This is a genomic window from Paenibacillus rhizoryzae (genome assembly GCF_059686995.1).
The window spans coordinates 310,483-329,296 of sequence record NZ_JCAALT010000007.1; the positions used below are offsets into that span (position 1 = coordinate 310,483).

An 18,814-nucleotide genomic window follows, 5' to 3' on the forward strand; every position below is an offset into this window, starting at 1 on the left:
CTATTGAGTAAGAAGCGCGTGCTGATCGCAAGTCCTGTCAATCAGGTCAAGACCATTTTGGAACCATTTTTGGAATCGTTGATGGCACTGGAGAAAGGCGAACTCATCGTTTGCTATCTGTTTATCGACGATAATCAGGATCCTGCGTCGAGCCTCCTCTTGCAGGAGTTTCAACAGACTGCAGGTCACACCGAACTTCTGCCCTACACCGGTCTCAGCTCTCCAGCCTTTCGAACCACACTCTATCACAAAGACGAGAATACCCATTATTGGAAAGATGATTTGATTTGGAAGGTCGCTGACATGAAGGACTTCATGATTCGACGAGCGATCGAGCAGCAGTTCGATTATATTTTTCTAATCGATTCCGATCTGGTCCTGCATCCCGGCACGTTGGAGCAGCTCGTCCTGGCACAGCGAGATGTGGTATCCAACATATTCTGGACGAAGTGGGAACGAAGCGGCATGGAGCTGCCTCAGGTGTGGTTGTCGGATGAATACATCCTATACGATAAGAAACGAGAGGAACATTTGCTGCCAACTGAAATTACGGCCCGTACGCAGCAGTTTCTGGAGCGACTTCGGGTACCTGGAGTTTATGAGGTGGGCGGCTTAGGCGCATGCACGTTGATCAGCCGGCATGCTCTTTGCACTGGACTCCGATTTGCCAAAATTCCCAATCTCAATTTCTGGGGAGAGGATCGACATTTCTGTATTCGGGCTGCAGCGATGGGCTTTTCTTTGTATGTAGATACGCATTATCCGGCTTATCATATCTATCGAGAAGCCAACTTGGCTGGAGTAGAGGCTTTTAAAGCGAATGGGTTTCGAACGGTGACGGATCGGTTGGGTAATGCGCAGTGGCTGCGGCAGCAGCAATGTTTTGACTTGGCTATCGTGCAATATGAAGCTTATTTGGAAGAGGAGATCGGTCTGCCCGAGCAGAAGGTCGATGCAGCTAAGAGCCAGGGAGAGTGCTGGGAGAAACTAGGGAATACGGCCAATCAAGTGCGATCGCTGCGCCGCGCGCTCGAATTCGGACTCCAGCTTCCTGATTGCTATTGCCAGCTTGGAGCCATATACGTGGCCAGTCGGGATTGGCAGCAGGCGATTGAAGCTTACACCGCTGCCGCGAACATGAGCGATCAAGAAATACCGTCAGACATATGGAACACCTATTGTACATGGCTCCCTCATTTACAGCTTAGCCTGTGTTATGACCGTCTGGGATTGCTGGAGGCCGGTCATCGGCACAATGAAATCGCCTTTTCCTATAAGCCCGATCATCCTTCCATTCTGTATAACAAAGCTTATTTCGCGCAGGCGATGCAAGGAAAGGCTCTCAGTTCGGACTAAATCCAATATCCGAAACTTGCCCTTTAGGCACAAAACCGATGTTTCGGTAGACTTTGTTAGATCCGGGGTTACGCAAATCTGCATATAACATCGGTGTTAAATTCTCTGACAACAGCTGTTCGGAAACCGCGGCAACTACCGCACTCGCATATCCTTTATTTCGCAGCCGCGGCGGCGTAAAAACAGCATTAATACGTCCATGTCTCGGCGAACGATGAGCAATGTTCGCCATTGAAACCGCTTCGCCATCAACGCGCCACATATACAGCCTGCCAGTTTCGATCAATCCCCGCGCTGACTCCAACTGACTCTCCGGTTCAACTGCCCTTCCATAGGCATCTTCCGAGAATCCGGCTAGAAAATGCGCAACCACTTCAACATCATGCAGCGTCGCGGCACTCGCTTCTCCATTCACATTCGACGGCTTGTACACCTGAGGGCAATGGTAAGACTCCATCGTCATTTGAGTCGAGTGGCGCAAATTGTTCGTCCTGCAATATTCCACGGCAAAAGGATATGCGGTTTGCGGAGCTCCGGAAATACCGGGCAATGAGTGACCCTCCAGGTGATTGACCAGCTCCAGAATCATCTGCTTCTCTTCATCTCCCGCTAACGATCTGGCCATCCATAACCAACCGTTGTGTCCCTGCGATTGTGCAAACAGCAGCTGACCGTTATCGGATCGGATGCATAATGCATCTTCTATCTCTGTAATACGATGAAGCAGATTGTATCGGACTTCATCGTGAATAAACGGAAGTGTCCCCAAAACGTTGTCTTTTTGACCCAATCGAGCAAACATGATTGACCTCCCTGAGGATTTTAATCTTGCAGCGTTTACCTACATATTACATTCGTGCTGGGATCTTACTTTTCCTTTGTCGTTTTCTCGTCTATTTCCTTAAAATACGACAGCAAACAAGCAACAGCGACTCACGAGCAGCCGTTGCTTGTTTGGGTTCACGTTCACGTATTCGTCAGTCTTACGACTCTTCCGGTTTCTCCGTATCGTCGTCGCCCTCTTCTGTGCCTTCCTTCGATTCCTCTACAACTTCGTCTTCGATCTCCTCGGGCTTCTCGATTTCTTTATTCTTCGAAGGCTGATCGAAGATGATCGTCCGAATGATCGACGGCTCCGGCCGATTCTGATCGTACAGCCTGATATAGATTTGCTCAATTTCCTCTCCGGTTAGGTCTTCCTGATTCAGCAGTTCTTCCGCAATGGCATGCACAAATTCGGTATGATCCGATACGAGCTTCTTCACCTGATTCATCATATCCTTGAGCAGCTCGTTGATTTTCGGACGAAGCGACCGAAGCGCGTCCGCTTGGGAACCGACAGCGAGGAAGCTGAACAACTCATCGCCCATACCAACCGCTCCCAAATAAGCACCTGCCATATTCGTAGCTTGCTGCAAGTCGGAGGTCACGCCGTTTAGCTTCTTGCCTAAGAACAGCTCTTCCACCGCCCTAGCCGCCAAACTCACTTGGATGCTTGCCAAAATCTCGCTGTCGCTGCGGTTATAGCGCTCATGCGTCGGTTTGGTGGCTGCAAGTCCGAGCGCATTCCCGCGCCGCACGATTGTTACTTTCCAAACCCGATCATGAGGCTTCAGCAAATACTGGGCAACCGCATGACCTGCTTCATGGTAAGCCACGTTACGTTTCTCATCGGGACGCATGGAGCGAAGCGGCTGTTTAAGGCCCCACTCATACGTTTCCATGGCAACGCGGAAATCTTGATATTCGGCAACCAGAACACCGCGTTGATGGGCGATAACAACCGACTCATTGACGATATGTTTAATTTGAGCCGGGCTGTAACCGATCGTATCGAGCGACGCCTTCTCCGGTGTTAAGGAAGAATCATGTTTCACTTTCTTCAGATAATATTGGAAGACGTCCACACGGCCGTCATAATCTGGCGTATCGATCCATAGCTGTCTGTCAAACCGACCCGGCCTCAGCAGCGCGGAATCGAGCACATCCGGCAAGTTCGTCGCGGCTACCGTGAGCACCGCCGGGCGATCTGCTTTCTTACGGCGCAGCCCGAGCATACGCATCATTTTCGCGATTCGCGTATTATCGATATTCGGCGGATCCATTTGAAGGAGCAGCTCATTGAGCAGTCCTGAACCCCCGCCCATGCCCATCATTCCGCCCATGCCCATTGCGCCGCCGCCACCTTGGCGTTTCATGCCGATGGCGTCAATTTCGTCAATGAAGATGATACAGGCGCCGTACATTTTGGCAAGCTTCCGAGCCTTCTTATAAATACGCATGACTTTGAGGTTACCAACCCCAAAGAACATGTTTTGAAAGCTTGGCGCCGATGCATAAGCGAAGGGAACCTGCGCCTCATTCGCAATAACTTGAGCCAAGTAGGATTTACCTGTACCCGGAGGACCGCATAGCAGAAATCCCCGGATCGCCTCTCCTCCCATCTCCTTGAACTCTTTGACCCCTTTGAGCAGGATCACGATCCGCTTCGCGTTCTCTACGATTTCCGGGTTCCCCCGGTAATCGTCCCAGGTAGCACCTGTCTCACCCGGCAGAATCCAATACGTTCGCCCCCTCGCGAGAAACCAGAACAGAGCCGCGAATTGAATAATCATGAACATCATGGCAAACAAAAGCTGGAATAAGAGACTGACAATGCTGAGCGTAATCCCCCAAACCTGGGGCCCCCCTGTCCACACCAACACGCCAATGATGACGATGACGGTGAGCCTTATGAGGAATTTGCGCCACTTGATCCACTGATAACTCCTCATGGCTACACTTCCTTTTCACACGAAATGTGCTCGCTCGTAATTATTGCGATACTCATTTTTACTTAGTAATATTTGAAAATATGCTTGGAATCAAGAGAAGAAAGTCCGCCGCAAGCATCTGTAATATAAATGAAATACTAGAAACCTGACATTGAAAAATAGAACGGGAACGGTAAAATAAGCTAATATTGACATATACGAAAAACCCTCTATCCACTTATGGATAGAGGGTAAATGTGGTTCATATTCGCATAGTCTCGGCTACTGTTTGCGGAAGCTAGTAAGCCACTGAATACCGTAATCAACAAGCTCCCGCTGCGGCATTAATTTTACCTCAGCATCTCCCAGGAGGCCCGACTTCATAGAAGAGCCGGCAGATGACTCAAAGACTGCGCCAAGCTCAGCGAAGTCATCCGAATTGAGATTAATATCCGGGAAAGTTACCCACTCTCTGACGCCATCCACCTCGATCGGCGCTCCTTGCGTAACTTCGTTCTTGCCCGGGTAGCTTGTCCGATACTCCGATAAATGCAGCGAAGTATTGTTGCTATGTCCAACACCGAGCAGTAGGACAAACGCCTCGCATTCGTAAAGTTTGGCAAGCGGTGAACGTTCACCGAGGCCGAAAGCTAGTGAATGGTTTTCTATAATAAACGCCGCCTTCGGACCACGTGCCGCGAAAGACACCTGCGGATGCTGACTCCGCAGCGTCCCGAATTGTTTGCGGAAACATTCCACCAGCTGGCCCATTCCCCGCGTTACCGTAAGATCCGTTGAGAAAGCAGGCGTTTCTTCCCGAATGATCGGCCACCACTCCTGCGGTACTGGTGGATTCGCCCATAGCGATGGATCGGATAAATCCGAAGTGTGTGTCGGCATGACCAGCGTTCCTTCTTCTCCAATGGCATCCTCGAGTCCCAATACAACGGCTTCAGCTCCGCCAACAATCCATCTATTGCATGCTTTCAGCGAGGAATGAACGAGTAGGGTCATCCCCCGTTTAACGCCAATTTGCATGAGTGCTTTAGCGATTGACGCGCGAGTGAGTGGAAGCTCCGATTCATTGATGACCATGATTGCTGTCCTCGTCCTCTGCTTCGCGAATAAATGGACGAACAACCTTCAAGTAAGCATCCGTTTCTTCCAAGTACCCCATATGCGAGCTTTCTTCGAATACATGCAGCTTCGCACCAGGGACGAGGGATTGATAGGACTGCGTCGCCTCCGGAGTTGCTTCATCATATCTGCCGCAAAGGAACAACGTCGGAGCGTTAATTTCATGCAGCTGCGCCGTGACATCGTAGGTCTTCAAGCTGCCGGTCGGGCAAAATTCAGAGGGTCCCCACATGGACAGATAAACCTCTTTGTTCCCTTTCGGTCTGCTCTCCGCCATAATGTCCGGCCAAGGATCAAGTCGGCACACATGCCGATTGTAATAAGCTTTAATAGCTTCCCCATATTCATCGGAATCCGTAGTCCCTGCCGCTTCATGATGCGCAATAGCCTGCTGCATCTCTGCCGGCAGCTGCGCAAGCAAACGGTCCGCATCCTGTTTCCAGCGAAGCGCACTTAAGCATGGACTGGACAAAATCAAGCTCCGGATCCCTTTCGGTTTCCGCTGTATGAAATAAGAGGATGCCAGCATCGTTCCCCACGAATGCCCAAGTAAATGCACGTCATCCAGTTGGAGCGCTTCCCGTATGCAAGCAAGCTCCTCTACGAACCGTTCGGTATTCCATAATGACGGGTCCTCTGGACGATCGGAATGGCCTGATCCCAGCTGATCATAGAAAATAACCGGTCTCTCATCAGCTAACGCACGCAGCGCCGACTTTAAGGGATCATGTACATTTCCAGGTCCGCCATGCAGAACTAAGAGCGGCGTTTTACCTGAATTACCTACTTTCACGTACCAGACTTTACCGCCCGGCACTTCAATATATCCTTCATGATTGATCACAATGAGTTCCTCCTACATGACATAGAGCTGTTTCTTTCTTGAAAATCGCGTGTCTATCTCTTAGATCCTACCTGATTGGAGATGAACTCCGCAACAGCGATAACGTTACATCTGCTGAGGATCTTCCTGCATAATCGGTTTCATGATATCCATATAAACGTTGCCGCCGGAGAGGATCGGTTCATATAAGTCGAGTCCTCTTGTTACGACATAGGTAGCGTTTCCGAATCGATCAAATTGTGCACCGTGACACGGGCAATTAAAGAACGTCGATTTGTCCATCGCCGCACTGATTTGCGCCTCAGTCGCCGGCTCAATCGTACATCCGAGGTGCGAGCAGGCAGGCGACATGATCCGCAGCTTGCCCTCTGTATCTACCGAGACGTAGACGAACCCTTTCACTGGCTTTGAATTCCAAGCATCTACGTAAATAGCGGAGTATTCCATTTTCTTTACACTATTTAATGACATTAATGAATTATGATCACCTAGCAGCGCGTAGCTCTCCGGTAAACCTTCATTAACATTCCCGCGGTGCTTGATCGCCCCATAATAGAATAAACCGCTCGTCGCGGCCAATGCGCCAACTACCCCAATCGTAAGCTTTCCGCTTGTGCCGATAAAGGCTCTTCGCGTCATTTTGTTTGGTCTGATTTCGTCCATAACAATCACCTCCACTTCTTCCATAATACCCCACGCAGGTACGAAAAAGAAGAACAGCATGACGATCGAAGCCCCGACGCTAATTGCTTTTGTCGGTTTTTCAACAGTAATACTGTCCCTTGCAGAAATATTTAATGAAAATAATTATCTAAAGCATTCTCCAGTAATTCCAGCTCCACAACGGTATCGATGTCATCAGGGAGTGAAGCACCGCTGAAGCTTATGAACGCATCATGGGGATATTCCCAGGCATTCCACGGTGTTTCCACTTTGATCTCCGTGCCGTCTGCGAGCAGGCGTGCACGTTTGATTTTGCCATTCAAGCCGCGGAAGTTAATCGGTCCCATGCCTCGATCGTAGATATGGGCGTATAAGTAATTGCCATTCTGTGTATAGCGGCCCCATTCCGGTTTCTCCAGTTTGGCAGCTCCGCTGCCATATAAGCTGCCGCCGTTGTCCTCCATCCATCGGCCGACTTCAGCTAGAATCTCCAGGGATTGCCGCGGAATTTCTCCTTTGGCATTCGGACCGACGTTAAGCAATAGGTTACCGCCTTTGCTCACGCATTCGACGAGTCCGCGAATGACGGTCTTCGGCGACTTGTAGTTGTTGTCGCCTGCGCAGTAACCCCAATGGTCGTTCAGCGTAATACACGCCTCCCAGGGAAGCGGCTCACCGGCTTCATTCACAACGCCTTCCGGCGGCAGAAGCTGCTCCGGACTCATAAAGTCTCCTGCATACACTTCGGGTTCAGCCGATTTCTTATCGCCGCCTAGCCGGTTATCGATCACGATGTCCGGCTGCAAGCCGCGCATCATCTGCACGAGCTCCGTAGCCTTCCATTTCTCGCCCGTCATGTCGTCATAGGAGAAATCGAACCACATGACATCTATCGTCCCGTAATTCGTAAGCAATTCTTTCACTTGCCCATGCATGTAAGTAAGATAGCGGTCAAATTCAATCCGGTAATCCCGATACTCTTCGTTATCCCGCATCGGATGGATTTTGTCCCCGAAGTGAGGATAATCTTCATGATGCCAATCGATGATGGAATAATAGAGCCCTACTCGCAAACCCTCCGAGCGGAAGGCTTCTATATATTCACGGATCAAATCCCTGCCTGCTGGCGTTTTGGTCGCTTTATAGTCGGTCAACTCACTATCGAACAAGCAGAAGCCATCATGATGTTTGGCCGTCATCACCGCATACTTCATGCCTGCCGCCTTAGCAGCCCTTGCCCATTCTTTCGGATTATACTTAATGGGGTTAAATTCCTCGAAGTACGGCTCATAATCTGCTACAGACAGCTTCTCCAGACTGCGTACCCACTCCCCGCGCGCCGGAATCGCATAAAGTCCCCAATGGATAAACATGCCGAACCGATCGTCCAAAAACCATTTCATATGTGGTGCAGCGGTGCTCGTGCTTGTACTCGTGCTTGCCATCTCCATTCGCCCTCTCTTCGTTATTTTTTGTTCTCGCCATTGAATCGTTCAAACACCTCAGCGAATCGTCCGTCACAGCCTACATCTACAAACGATATCGGCCGAATTCCGCGTGACCATGCCATGGAACTCGCCTCGAACGCAAAATCTCCCGCAGCGGCTCCTGTTATCAAAGGGTCCATAAACAGGTTCCCTTCTACCTCTTGCAGCTCATATTCTTGGATCGCTCTATAATGAAAATACCGCTTATACCGCCTCGATTGTTTCCGACTTACCAACATATTGTTCTGAAAGGAGACGATCCCATCCGACGAGGAAAACGTGCTCATATAGGGATGCGAGTCATACTCCTCCGAGATCAAGCCTTCCGGGTTCCCCTGCGGTGTATGAATTTCGATTGCGTCAGCAAGGAGAATATTTCGTTCGAATCTCGTGCCGGATGAATTCAAAACCGACACAACCTGCAGCCCTTTATCCATAAAAATATTGTTCTCGAAGCTGCAATCACGCGTCATATGACTGAGCATTGGAACACCGAGATTTACGGCTAAATTGTCCCGAACGGTACAATTCGTACATTTCTCATCCAAGTAGTACGCATATCTGCGTACTTTCTCGGAACCGTTATGTGTAGCAAATACCGCATTGCCGCTTACTGTCACGTCGTCGCTATACCAGCAGATATAGATCGCGGAGCCGTCCTTCATAAATTGCATCGTATTATACAGCAGATTGCCGCTAATCGCCGTGTTCGGACTGCTGCTTGCGATTCCGCTATAGGGCGTATCATAAATCTCGTTGCGGATGAGGGTATGATTCATGCCATCGCTGTTGACTGCGATCGAGCTTTGATACGTCAGCCCAATGTCATGGATTCGTGATCGCTCCAGCCGAACGCCATCGCCTTTCCACTTGATGCCGCCCGCTCCGGTGTGATGGATGTGGCATTCATGCAAGTGAAGCTCTTTACCGCTCAGGTTGAACGCCCACCCGCCCGTATTCCGTACGGTTACGCGATCGAACGCGATCCTTACAACTTCTTCCCCGTGGATAGCGGCGCTCACGGCGATTGCCCCAAACCCTCCGGCTGAGAGAGGCGTTGCAGCACAAGCGAAGGTTAGTCCTTCAAACCGAACATCATGGGTTCCGGGCTCCAAAGAGAGGATATGCTCCTTCGAAGGAACGATGAGCTGAATGCGGTCTATCTCCTCACCGGGAAGCGGCCAGTAAACCAGCTTCTCGTTCGTTCGATCTAAATACCACTGTCCCGGCTGCTTCAAACCTTCGCGCACATTCCACACCACATAGGTTCGTGCGTTCGCATTGCGTTCATAGAACGCACCCGGAGGATGTCCCGGCGCATTCAAGAATTGAATGTCGGCCTCTTCACCCTCTGACCGAATACCCGCAACTCCGACAAGCGATTCATCCCATTCATGATAAATGGTCAGCTCCGCATTACGAGCGTCAAGCCAGTCCGGGACATCCTCCCGTTTCACGCGCAGTGACATCATTTCTTCATCCGTCGGCGGACGCTTCCAGCCACCGGCGAAAGTCGATAGCCACTCCACCTTAAATTCGTTCAAGTGTTGGAATGCTCCCTGCTCAGGCAGCCGTGACCGCTGTCGGTACATCCCATCCACTTCGATCAGGCGAAAATCCAGCTCCCGGTCCAACACGCAGGCAATGGGTGTCGTGATCCAATCCCCTTCCCGCTGCCAGGACGTGACGGGAGCACCGCCGAACAAGATCGGTTGTTCATTCGGATAAGCCGTAATTTGCAGTCCCGCATCTTCTTGACTGAGCGTCAAGCTGACATCGTAATAATGCCCGCCGCGAACGAAAATACGTTTCGCAGCAGCAGCACCACTAGCACCAGCGTTCATTGCTCTCGTGCGTTTCAGCGCTTCACCTAGTGTCCCTACCGGCAGTTCCTCCGTTCCGGGATTGGAATCCAGCCCACTCGGAGCCACATAAATGGAATTAATCGTCGTAGTCATCACTCCGAATTCACCTCTTGTGAGCTTCACATTGCTCGAATTGCAGCTTCACGCTGCTCCAATCGCCTGCTTCGCCAAACACGAGCGACGTGTTCTGCGGATTTAATCCAAGCTCCTCGAAGATGATGAGCTCATTATTATCCGGCTTCATCCAGCTTCTCGGTAAATAATAACGATCTTGCGTGCCGCCATACGCCCACATACGGCCGACATTATGACCATTCAAGAAAATTTGCCCTTTCTGCAGCTCACCGATCTGAAGATAGACCGGGCGATCGCCGTCCGGCAGCTTGAAATGGGTTTGTAGATAAGCCGGCTTCAAGGATCTGCCTTTCCGGGCAACCCTGTTTCCGACCGGAAGCAGTACAACCAGCCCTTCCTCTTCCTTGGCGTTGCCGTTCATGAGCTGCGAAGCCGAGAAGTCGCCGCTCTCCTCCCAAGGCTTCCACTGCCAGTTGGTCAGTTCACCTGATTTCGGCGCCACATAGACAGCCAAATTCTCCTTCACGGCATCCGGTACATTCTCAGCGTAATGAATCCGCACTTTGAGGCTGCCGCCGATTTCCGCTGTCACGGGAAGCTGCCACGTGATCCATCGTTTGATTTGGGAGAACATCGTCCAAGGAGAGTCCGGATAAGATAACGGCAGCACTTCTTCACCATTCACCGTCACCCATGCCTTCACGCCATGAATCATAATGAAAGCTTGCTGATCCGCCTGCAGGGAAAGCTCGAATTCAATGGCCGGCAGCGGCTCTTGTTCGCGGTAGAAGCGGTTATATAGGAAATGGAATGCTTGAGCGGACATCGGCTGCGGGCTCACTTCACGGAAGGTCTCGATCTGAACGCTGCGCGATCCGACTACTACCGGCCCCTGGATACCGACTGCTATAGGCACGTCATAATTGTGACCGAGATCATCGGATAAGAAGACGAAACGATTCGTTCCCTTCTTCAGCGTGACCGTAATTTCCTCAAACGCCCAATCCGCCGGATGGCCGTATTCGTCTCTCATTCGCACGGATCGGCCTTCCGCATGAATGCCGCACAATTTCCCATTCACGAACACCGTTGCCCGAGTGGGAGTATGACTGAGCAGCATCGTCTCAACACCGTCTTTATCCCATTCCAACTCCGCACTGTACCAGAGATACCCTTGAACGACGCCTAAGTCCTCATGGGACCGAGGCTTTTCGAGTGCAGTCCAACCAGCCGAGTCCCCGCCTGTGTGAAGCTCCGGGCAAGGTGCTATTTTCCAAGAATCAAGCTCTGGCAAGGCGATTTGTAGTGGCTGATGCTTGAAGGTGCGGCTGACCGGAAGCCCATTCGCATCGAGATAAACCACCTCAGGCGTCCCCTTGCTTACCCGGATATCAAGCGAACCATCATGCTGCCGTTCAGCTACATAATCGGGGCCGAAGACGATTTGATCCTCGACGATCCAGCATCTTCTGGCCAACTCTTCATCAACAACGACGATCGTAACGCCATCGATAACCGTGTGCTGGACCTTCCGCCTCTTCACGGACAAATCGTATTCCATTCCGTTCACGCTTATCACGCCATCAGTCCCAGCCGGACCGTACAATAGCAGTGCTTTCTTCGTTTCATGGCAAGCCAGCAGGCACAGATTGCTGTAATTGACCGTTACGCCATTGCCATCCAAACTGCCAAATAACTGCAGCTCTACCGGAAGAACCGCGGCAGCTACCTCGCCAAGATGAACCGTCAGCCGTTTCCCGCCTTTGGCCGTAATCGAAAGCTCCCGCTTCGCATCGGCTGTCGATACAAACGCCAGTGAGCCTTTGCCACTCTCACGAACAAGAAGTCGCACGCCTTCTTCGCAAGCCATGCCTCCGCGATCTTCCAGTTCCGTGCTATCCGTGATGTATTCGCTGAAATGAGTAATAAACAAGTTAGCCGGACGCACCGCATAATATTTGTCCGTCAGCTTCCCGCCTTCACCGACCGGATAGCCGGAGGCATACGAGGTGGCAATATTGTTGCCGCCCCAGAACCCGAAGTTCGTTCCGCCTTCGAACATGTAGTAACAAACCTGCGTGGCGGATGACGTATACTCATAGACCGCTCTTGCCAGATCGAGCCGGTTCGGCCAGTCGCTGATCTGATTGCCCCAATAAATCGGCGCACCGCACCAGAATTCCGTCGTAATCAATGGCGCGTTCGGCTGCTTGCTCTTCAGATCGTAAACGGGCTCGACCTCAACATGATGGTTGTAGGTCAGAATCATACTCTCGTCGATAAACTGGTCGGCAGCATCCGTAGAGTCATTAATTTTAACGGTCGTCGGGGTAGCGCCATGGACATTACAGGCGAGAATCGGGATATCGATGCCATGTCCATAATAAATTTCATTGATTTTATAGAGATAACGGCGCATGGATTCATCCCAGCCGCCCGGATACTCATTCTCGTTCTGAATGGTGATGACAGGACCGCCCCGCGTAATCTGACGTTCACTGATCAGTGGTATAAGCTGATCGAACCAGCTCTCTACAGCTGCCATATAGACCGGATCGTCCTCCCGGAATCGAAGCACCGGATTCGCGCACAGCCAAGCCGGTATCCCGCCGCCATCCCATTCACTGCAAATGTAAGGGCCCGGCCGCAGCATCGCATACATGCCCAGTTCCCCGATAAGGTCGATGTAAGCGGCAAGATCCTTATCGCCTGCGAAATCGACTTGACCTTCCTTCACTTCATGAAAATTCCATGCCACATACGTGCATATCGTATTTAATCCGGCGCGTTTTGCCCGGAGCAGCACGTCTCTCCATTCCCTTCGCGGATGACGGAAATAATGGATTTCACCGCCTACAATCCAAATCCGCTCGCCGTCCTTCATAAATGATTTACCGTCATACGTCAGCTTCATCCTTACACCTCTATCTTCAATAGTCATGGAATCCCACTCTCACACTTTCGAGTATACGAGCCGGAAGCAGGACCCAATATGAAGTAATCTACGATTTTTGGACGATTTCGATCTATGGAAATAGAAAAAGCGGCTAGTGCACGTATGCACTAACCGCTCTCTCTACTGTTACTGCGATATCTGGATTTTATCGAAAGAAGCTACGCCGGAGTACCACATGTTGCTGGCATATGAAATCTGTGAAACGCTTGTAGCTGAAGCCATTACCGGCGCATTCGTTAATACAGCCGTGCCGTTGATCGATAGACTAAACGTTCCTGCGGTCAAATTCACAACGATATGGACATCGTACCACTGGTTCGCCGCATACGACATCGTGGTGTCCGTCCATGCGATACTTGAATTGACATAGCCGAACTTGCCGTTCTCCCGGAAAGCGAACTGCACAATAGGCGTTCCGCTGCCGTTCGACAGCGTAGGACCGGCGATGAGCGCATTCGTTTGATTCGCTTTCATCCGCGTATCGATCGTGATTGTTCCCGAAGTGGATGCGAACGACTTCACCGCGCTAACGTCCGCAACGCCATAGTTCGTTTGCGTCAACGTTAACGCGCGATTCGTCGTGTTCGTCCCGTCGGCAACCTGCTGTACCGACGCTGCGCCGCCCGCGGTGTTAACCGTCCAGCCGGCAGGCATTTGCCCAATTGTCGTCGTATCAAACATTTCCGCGAAAATGTTCGTTTTCGCATTAACCGAACTGCTAACAGCCGACAGGTTGGTTGCGGCATCGTACGCTTTTACCGTATACGCGTAGGTTGTATTCGCCGTCAATCCGCTGTCCGTATAACTGGTGCCGGACGGGGAGCCCACTTCGACGCCATTGCGGTAAACCTTGTAACCCGTCACGCCGACATTATCCGTCGATGCCGTCCAAGTTAACGAGGCAGTTGTGTCCGTTACCGAGGCGGCAGCCAAACCGGTTGGCGCGGTTGGTGCTTGCGTATCCCCGGTACCGACTTGAATGTTGTCGTACGAAACCGTACCCGTGTACCACATGTTAGATGAGAAACTAATTTGCGACAGGTTGCTGGATGAAGCCATCACAGGAACATTCGTCAACACAGCTGTGCCATTAATCGTCACACTAAACGTTCCCGCAGGCAGATTCACCACAATATGAACGTCGTACCATTGGTTCGCCGCATACGACATCGACGTGTCCGTCCATGCCATGCTCGAACTAACGTAAGCGAACTTGCCGTTATCCCGGAAGCCGAGCTGCACGATCGGCGTTCCGCTGCTGTTCGACAAGACCGGGCTGGCGGTGAGCGCGTTCGTTTGATTCGCTTTCATGCGCGTATCGACCGTTACCGTTCCCGTTGCTGCGGTGAACGACTTCGTGGCGCTGACATCCGCCACACCATAGCTGCCTGACGATTGCGTTAAAGTCAATGCGCGATTCGTCGTGTTGGCGCCATCAGCGACTTGTTGTACAGACACCGCGCCACCCGACGTATTGACCGTCCAGCCGGCAGGCATCTGCCCGATCGTCGTGCTTTCGAAATTCTCCGAATAGCCGCTCGATCCGGCCGTTGTCGTAGCGTTCACCGAGTTGCTGGCTGCCGATAGATTGGTTGCGGCATCGGTTGCTTTTACCGTATACGTATACGTCGTGTTTGCCGTTAAGCCGCTATCCGTAAAGCTGGTTCCGGTTGGCGTGCCCACTTGTACGCCATTACGATAAACTCTGTATCCCGTCACGCCTACATTATCCGTGGATGCCGTCCATGTCAGCGATGCGGTTGTATCTGTTACTGAAGCTACCGCCAGACTGGTTGGGGCGCTTGGAGCGGTTGTGTCGCTGCCGGATAGTGCCGTCGTCGCCGATAACATAATGTCGTCGACGAAAGCATATCCGCCGGTTGTCGGCTTCAATCCGTAAATCGTCGCACTCGTATTGGCGGCTCCGGTCGTAAAGGTAAACGTCTTATTCACCCATGAAGTTGTGGTGTTCTCTTGATACGTGTCGCTGCCGCCGTAATTTTTGACGCCAAGCCGGACGGTTTGCCCGGAGGAGCCGGCCCGCAGATAACCCGAAAGTTCATAGGTTGTATTAGGCGTTAAGCCCGTGATCGTCTGCTCGATTCCATCTGCCCCCGTTCCCAAGCTGGCACCGGTCTCATAGCTGAATCTACTCGATACCTTGCCTCCTGAATAGTCATAGGCAGGCTGCGCCGTCAATGAATTTGTCTTGGTCCAGCCGTATAAGCTATCCATCGCCGGATGACGCATCCGGTTCATGTCTAAGCTGCCGTTTACTACCAGATTCTTGTAATCCGTATCCACCAGCTGATAGGTCGGACTTGGGGGGCTGGCAAAATTAACACCGGCCGTCCATGTTGCGCCGCCATATTCATAAGCCCCCGCATCCGGTGCCGTGCCGGTAAAACCATCCGTTATTCCTCTGATCGGCAATCCGATGTCTTTGGCTCCCGAACCGGACTGCAGCTGGAAATTATTCGCCGCCGTATTCACATACAGCGGTGTACCGGAGGTCATATTGTTGCTGAACACCGCGCCGATGGCGGAAGCACCGGTTCCCAGCTCTTGAAGCGCAATATTGTTTGCTATGCGGTCCTTGTAAGCATCGATGCCATAAGTAGGTTCCGAAACTCGGATACCCGAGAAATTATACGTCGTGTTGTTATAGACCATGACATAGTCGGAGAGATGATTGACGATCACGCCAACCCAGGACAAATTCCAAGTCACGTTCTTATAAATGAGGGCATTGGCCGAGGATTCGTCCAGGTAGACCCCGCCCGTCCAGCCGCCTGAGCCGTTGGCATCTGCATTGGCACGGCTGACGGAATCATGCCAGAAATTGTGGTGAATCTCGGAGTTCCCGAGATCATTATGGGCTGTATACAGCATCGCGGTATCCTTGGCAAAATAGTTCCCGTGATGGAAATCGTTATATTGGATGACCGTCGCGAAAAATTCGCCGCCGATAAGCGATCTTCCTGAGTTGTAGACCGTATTATGGCTGATCAGGTGACCTCTGCCGGTAATATCAACGACGGAGTTGAAGACGATCGGTCCATAGGTTCCGTCATGGATCGAGTTATTAATGAGCTTGTTGTTATCGCCTTTGATGGTCACGATCGCACCGGACGAATACTGCAGCTCGCTGTTCTTGAGCGTATTGTTCGTCCCGCACAGGCACACCCCGGCTGAATAGGTGATCGCGCGGTTGAACTCCGAGACGTATTTGGCATTGATGCCGTCGATGACATTGTTTGATCCGTCTGTCGTATCAATGGCCGCTGCGAATAGTTTCACATTCTTAATGGCGATATTGGATTTGCCCGACAAGTCGAAAGCCAAATTCCTCGCTTTATACTCGACCGTATGGGATGCCGGACTATTGCTCGCCGTTGTCCGCAGGTACAGCTGACCGGCTGTTTTGTCATAATACCATTCCCCCGGATAATCGAGCGCGGCAAGCTTGCCCATAATAAAATATTCCGCTGCCCCATAACCCCAGTTGGATAAATCGATCACACTGCCCGGCGGCATTTCCTTGCGGAACACAAGGTATGCGGTACCCGCGCTTGTCAGCTTCACATCTGCGGAGTAAGTGAAATCTTGGGCCGTGGTCAACGATTCATACCAGGCATTCGTCCCAGAAGTTTGAGGCTGCGTGTAGCCAAGCAGCGTAGCGCCGCTTGGTTTCCAGTACCCGGAAGCTTCCGGCGCATACCAGCCTTTAATGTTGCTCGTGAAAGGTGCCGCTTCACGGCCAGTCGCTTGATTCGGATCTTGACTCGTAATCGCAGCGTTAACGTTCGTGAATTCCGCTTTAGCCGCTGTCGTGGAACTGTTCGATTCCACGCCTAATCCGAAGCTTCCTTCTTTCAAATTCGTATCGGTCGCCGTGATGACGGGCGAGGCTCCATTATTCAGATAGACATTAATCGCGCTGCCGGATGTCGTGACTTTCAGGTTATAGGTCGTGTTCTGCGCGATCGTCACATTGTAGGAGCCTAATACCGTGCCGCCTACGCCAAGCAATTTGAGCGTGTTATCATAGGTGGAGAATTTAAGGCTGTATGCATTTTGCGAGGTTTTGAGATTCAAATTACCGGGGGTATAGGTAGTTGCCAGCGCGTTGCTGAAATTCCATTCGCCGGAGTCCTCCACGAAGACGGAAGCATTATCCCAATAGCCCGCAGCCTGTGTCAGATTGGTGGAATCGGCGAGCAGTCCACGGTTTGAGGTGTTGTTATAATGATAGAGGGCTGGATCATAGAGATTGCCGACGGCGGTATTCGGAGATCGGGCCAAATTGTTGGCAATTCCATCGACGTAGACCGAATCCAGGTAGTCGCCCATCGGCAGCATTGCGCTCGCCTTGTAAATACTGCCGGAGTGGACCGACCACGAGCCGGTTACGAGATTCGCACCGCTGATCGTGACGTCTGCACCGGTATCCGGCTGGAAACTTATTTCGTTGCCCGGCGTTCCCGAATTGGCCGGTTTGACCGTTTCGCGATAGACGCCTGTACGAATTTTGGCTGTGTCACCTGCCGTCATAATGCTTGCCGCTTTGCTGATCGTTTTCCACGGACTGCCCGTGCTTCCGGTGCCGGCTGTGTCGCTGCCGTTCACGCCATCGACGTAGTACGTGTTGCCTGCTGCGGATACCTTCTGCGGGGCTGCCGTAACGTAACCGGTCATTAGCAAAGCCGCAATCAGAAGATACGAGATGAATCTTCTCCTCATCAATTACACCCTTCCCTCACTACAAGATTGTATCTCAAACCCCTCGACTTGCGGACTTGAAATCAGCTGTCACACTTGCATCTACTTGAATCTACCTACCCCCTATGACTTGAGAAACTGTGTATTGTCCGACGGGCAACTAAACTTGAAAACGCTTTCTTTTACAACTAAGAGTATACTGCTTCGAGGCGGATAGGTGAATGAAGATTTCTACTATTTTTGGACATTTGAGTTGTAGGCGATATGAAACCAGAGTGTTGAATTTCTATCGTAATCGGGTAAATTAATAACAATAATAATATAGTCATAAACGAAATTAATTTATTGTATAACGATAAATGATGTGGTAAAGTCATAAAATCAGTTACCTTGCTGTATCCCTAGAAAAACGAAAAAATGTGAGGTGTTTATGTTGAGAGATGTCACAACCTTGTTTTTAAAAATAGCCGTGTTTATTATTGGACTGCCGGTTCTTGCGGTATGTATATTTTTAGTGCCTCAACTAGCGAATTTCGCAGCAGAAATGTATCCAACTATGGCCTACATAAAATATCTCTTGTTCATTGTGATGTATGGAGCGGCTGTCCCCTTTTACATTGCTCTCTATCAGGCTTTCAATCTACTGCGGTACATTGATGAGAACGCGGCATTCTCGAAACGATCAGCAAAAGCGTTAATGAACATAAAGCGCTGTGCGATTTCAGTCAGCGGTATATATGTTTTAGGTATGCCGCTCTTTCGTTTTATAGCGAGGAAAGTTGACCCTCCTGTTGGATTTTTGGGACTCATCATCATTTTTGCTTCGTTGGCAATTGCCGTCTTTGCCGCTATCCTTCAGCGGCTATTACAAGAAGCGATTAACATTAAATCAGAGAATGATTTGACGGTCTGAGCTGCGAAAAGGCGGCAGTACGCTCCGTCCGCGCACTGCCGCC

The 18,814-nt window shown here is 51.1% G+C and carries 11 protein-coding genes; 2 read left to right on the forward strand and 9 right to left on the reverse strand.

Going from position 1 to position 18,814, the window contains the following annotated elements:
• The first annotated feature begins 3 nt into the window (after positions 1–3).
• Complete coding sequence (locus tag AC6ESO_RS22195; protein ID WP_497093301.1) at positions 4–1,356, forward strand: glycosyltransferase family 2 protein; 1,353 nt, start codon at positions 4–6, stop codon at positions 1,354–1,356.
• Here AC6ESO_RS22195 and AC6ESO_RS22200 read toward each other — a convergent pair.
• The 9 genes from AC6ESO_RS22200 to AC6ESO_RS22240 all read right to left on the reverse strand — a co-directional run bounded on the left by AC6ESO_RS22200 (position 1,343) and on the right by AC6ESO_RS22240 (position 17,879).
• The gene (locus AC6ESO_RS22200) at positions 1,343–2,158 is read right to left on the reverse strand and encodes a GNAT family N-acetyltransferase (RefSeq protein ID WP_497093302.1); all 816 of its coding nucleotides are present in this window, start codon (positions 2,156–2,158) and stop codon (positions 1,343–1,345) included. The genes AC6ESO_RS22195 and AC6ESO_RS22200 overlap by 14 nt on opposite strands.
• A gap of 181 nt (positions 2,159–2,339) precedes the next feature.
• The gene (locus AC6ESO_RS22205) at positions 2,340–4,130 is read right to left on the reverse strand and encodes an AAA family ATPase (protein ID WP_497093303.1); all 1,791 of its coding nucleotides are present in this window, start codon (positions 4,128–4,130) and stop codon (positions 2,340–2,342) included.
• Between the two features lie 261 nt (positions 4,131–4,391).
• Entirely contained in the window at positions 4,392–5,204 is an 813-nt protein-coding gene (locus AC6ESO_RS22210) for an AAC(3) family N-acetyltransferase (protein WP_497093304.1), read from the reverse strand.
• Positions 5,191–6,090: a proline iminopeptidase-family hydrolase gene (locus AC6ESO_RS22215; protein WP_497093305.1), complete on the reverse strand. Its 900-nt coding sequence runs from the start codon at positions 6,088–6,090 to the stop codon at positions 5,191–5,193. The genes AC6ESO_RS22210 and AC6ESO_RS22215 overlap by 14 nt, the downstream gene beginning before the upstream one ends.
• A gap of 105 nt (positions 6,091–6,195) precedes the next feature.
• The gene (locus AC6ESO_RS22220; RefSeq protein ID WP_497093306.1) at positions 6,196–6,753 is read right to left on the reverse strand and encodes a QcrA and Rieske domain-containing protein; all 558 of its coding nucleotides are present in this window, start codon (positions 6,751–6,753) and stop codon (positions 6,196–6,198) included.
• 131 nt (positions 6,754–6,884) lie between these two features.
• On the reverse strand, positions 6,885–8,198 hold the full coding sequence (locus AC6ESO_RS22225) for an alpha-L-fucosidase (RefSeq protein WP_497093307.1): 1,314 nt from the start codon (positions 8,196–8,198) through the stop codon (positions 6,885–6,887).
• Between the two features lie 20 nt (positions 8,199–8,218).
• Positions 8,219–10,198, reverse strand: a complete 1,980-nt coding sequence (locus AC6ESO_RS22230; RefSeq protein WP_497093308.1) for a right-handed parallel beta-helix repeat-containing protein — start codon at positions 10,196–10,198, stop codon at positions 8,219–8,221.
• A gap of 10 nt (positions 10,199–10,208) precedes the next feature.
• Entirely contained in the window at positions 10,209–13,121 is a 2,913-nt protein-coding gene (locus AC6ESO_RS22235; RefSeq protein ID WP_497093309.1) for a beta-galactosidase, read from the reverse strand.
• A gap of 141 nt (positions 13,122–13,262) precedes the next feature.
• On the reverse strand, positions 13,263–17,879 hold the full coding sequence (locus AC6ESO_RS22240; RefSeq protein ID WP_497093310.1) for a fibronectin type III domain-containing protein: 4,617 nt from the start codon (positions 17,877–17,879) through the stop codon (positions 13,263–13,265).
• Between the two features lie 409 nt (positions 17,880–18,288).
• Here AC6ESO_RS22240 and AC6ESO_RS22245 point away from each other — a divergent pair, with 409 nt between their 5' ends.
• On the forward strand, positions 18,289–18,771 hold the full coding sequence (locus tag AC6ESO_RS22245) for a DUF2975 domain-containing protein (RefSeq protein WP_497093311.1): 483 nt from the start codon (positions 18,289–18,291) through the stop codon (positions 18,769–18,771).
• The last annotated feature ends 43 nt before the right edge of the window (positions 18,772–18,814 follow it).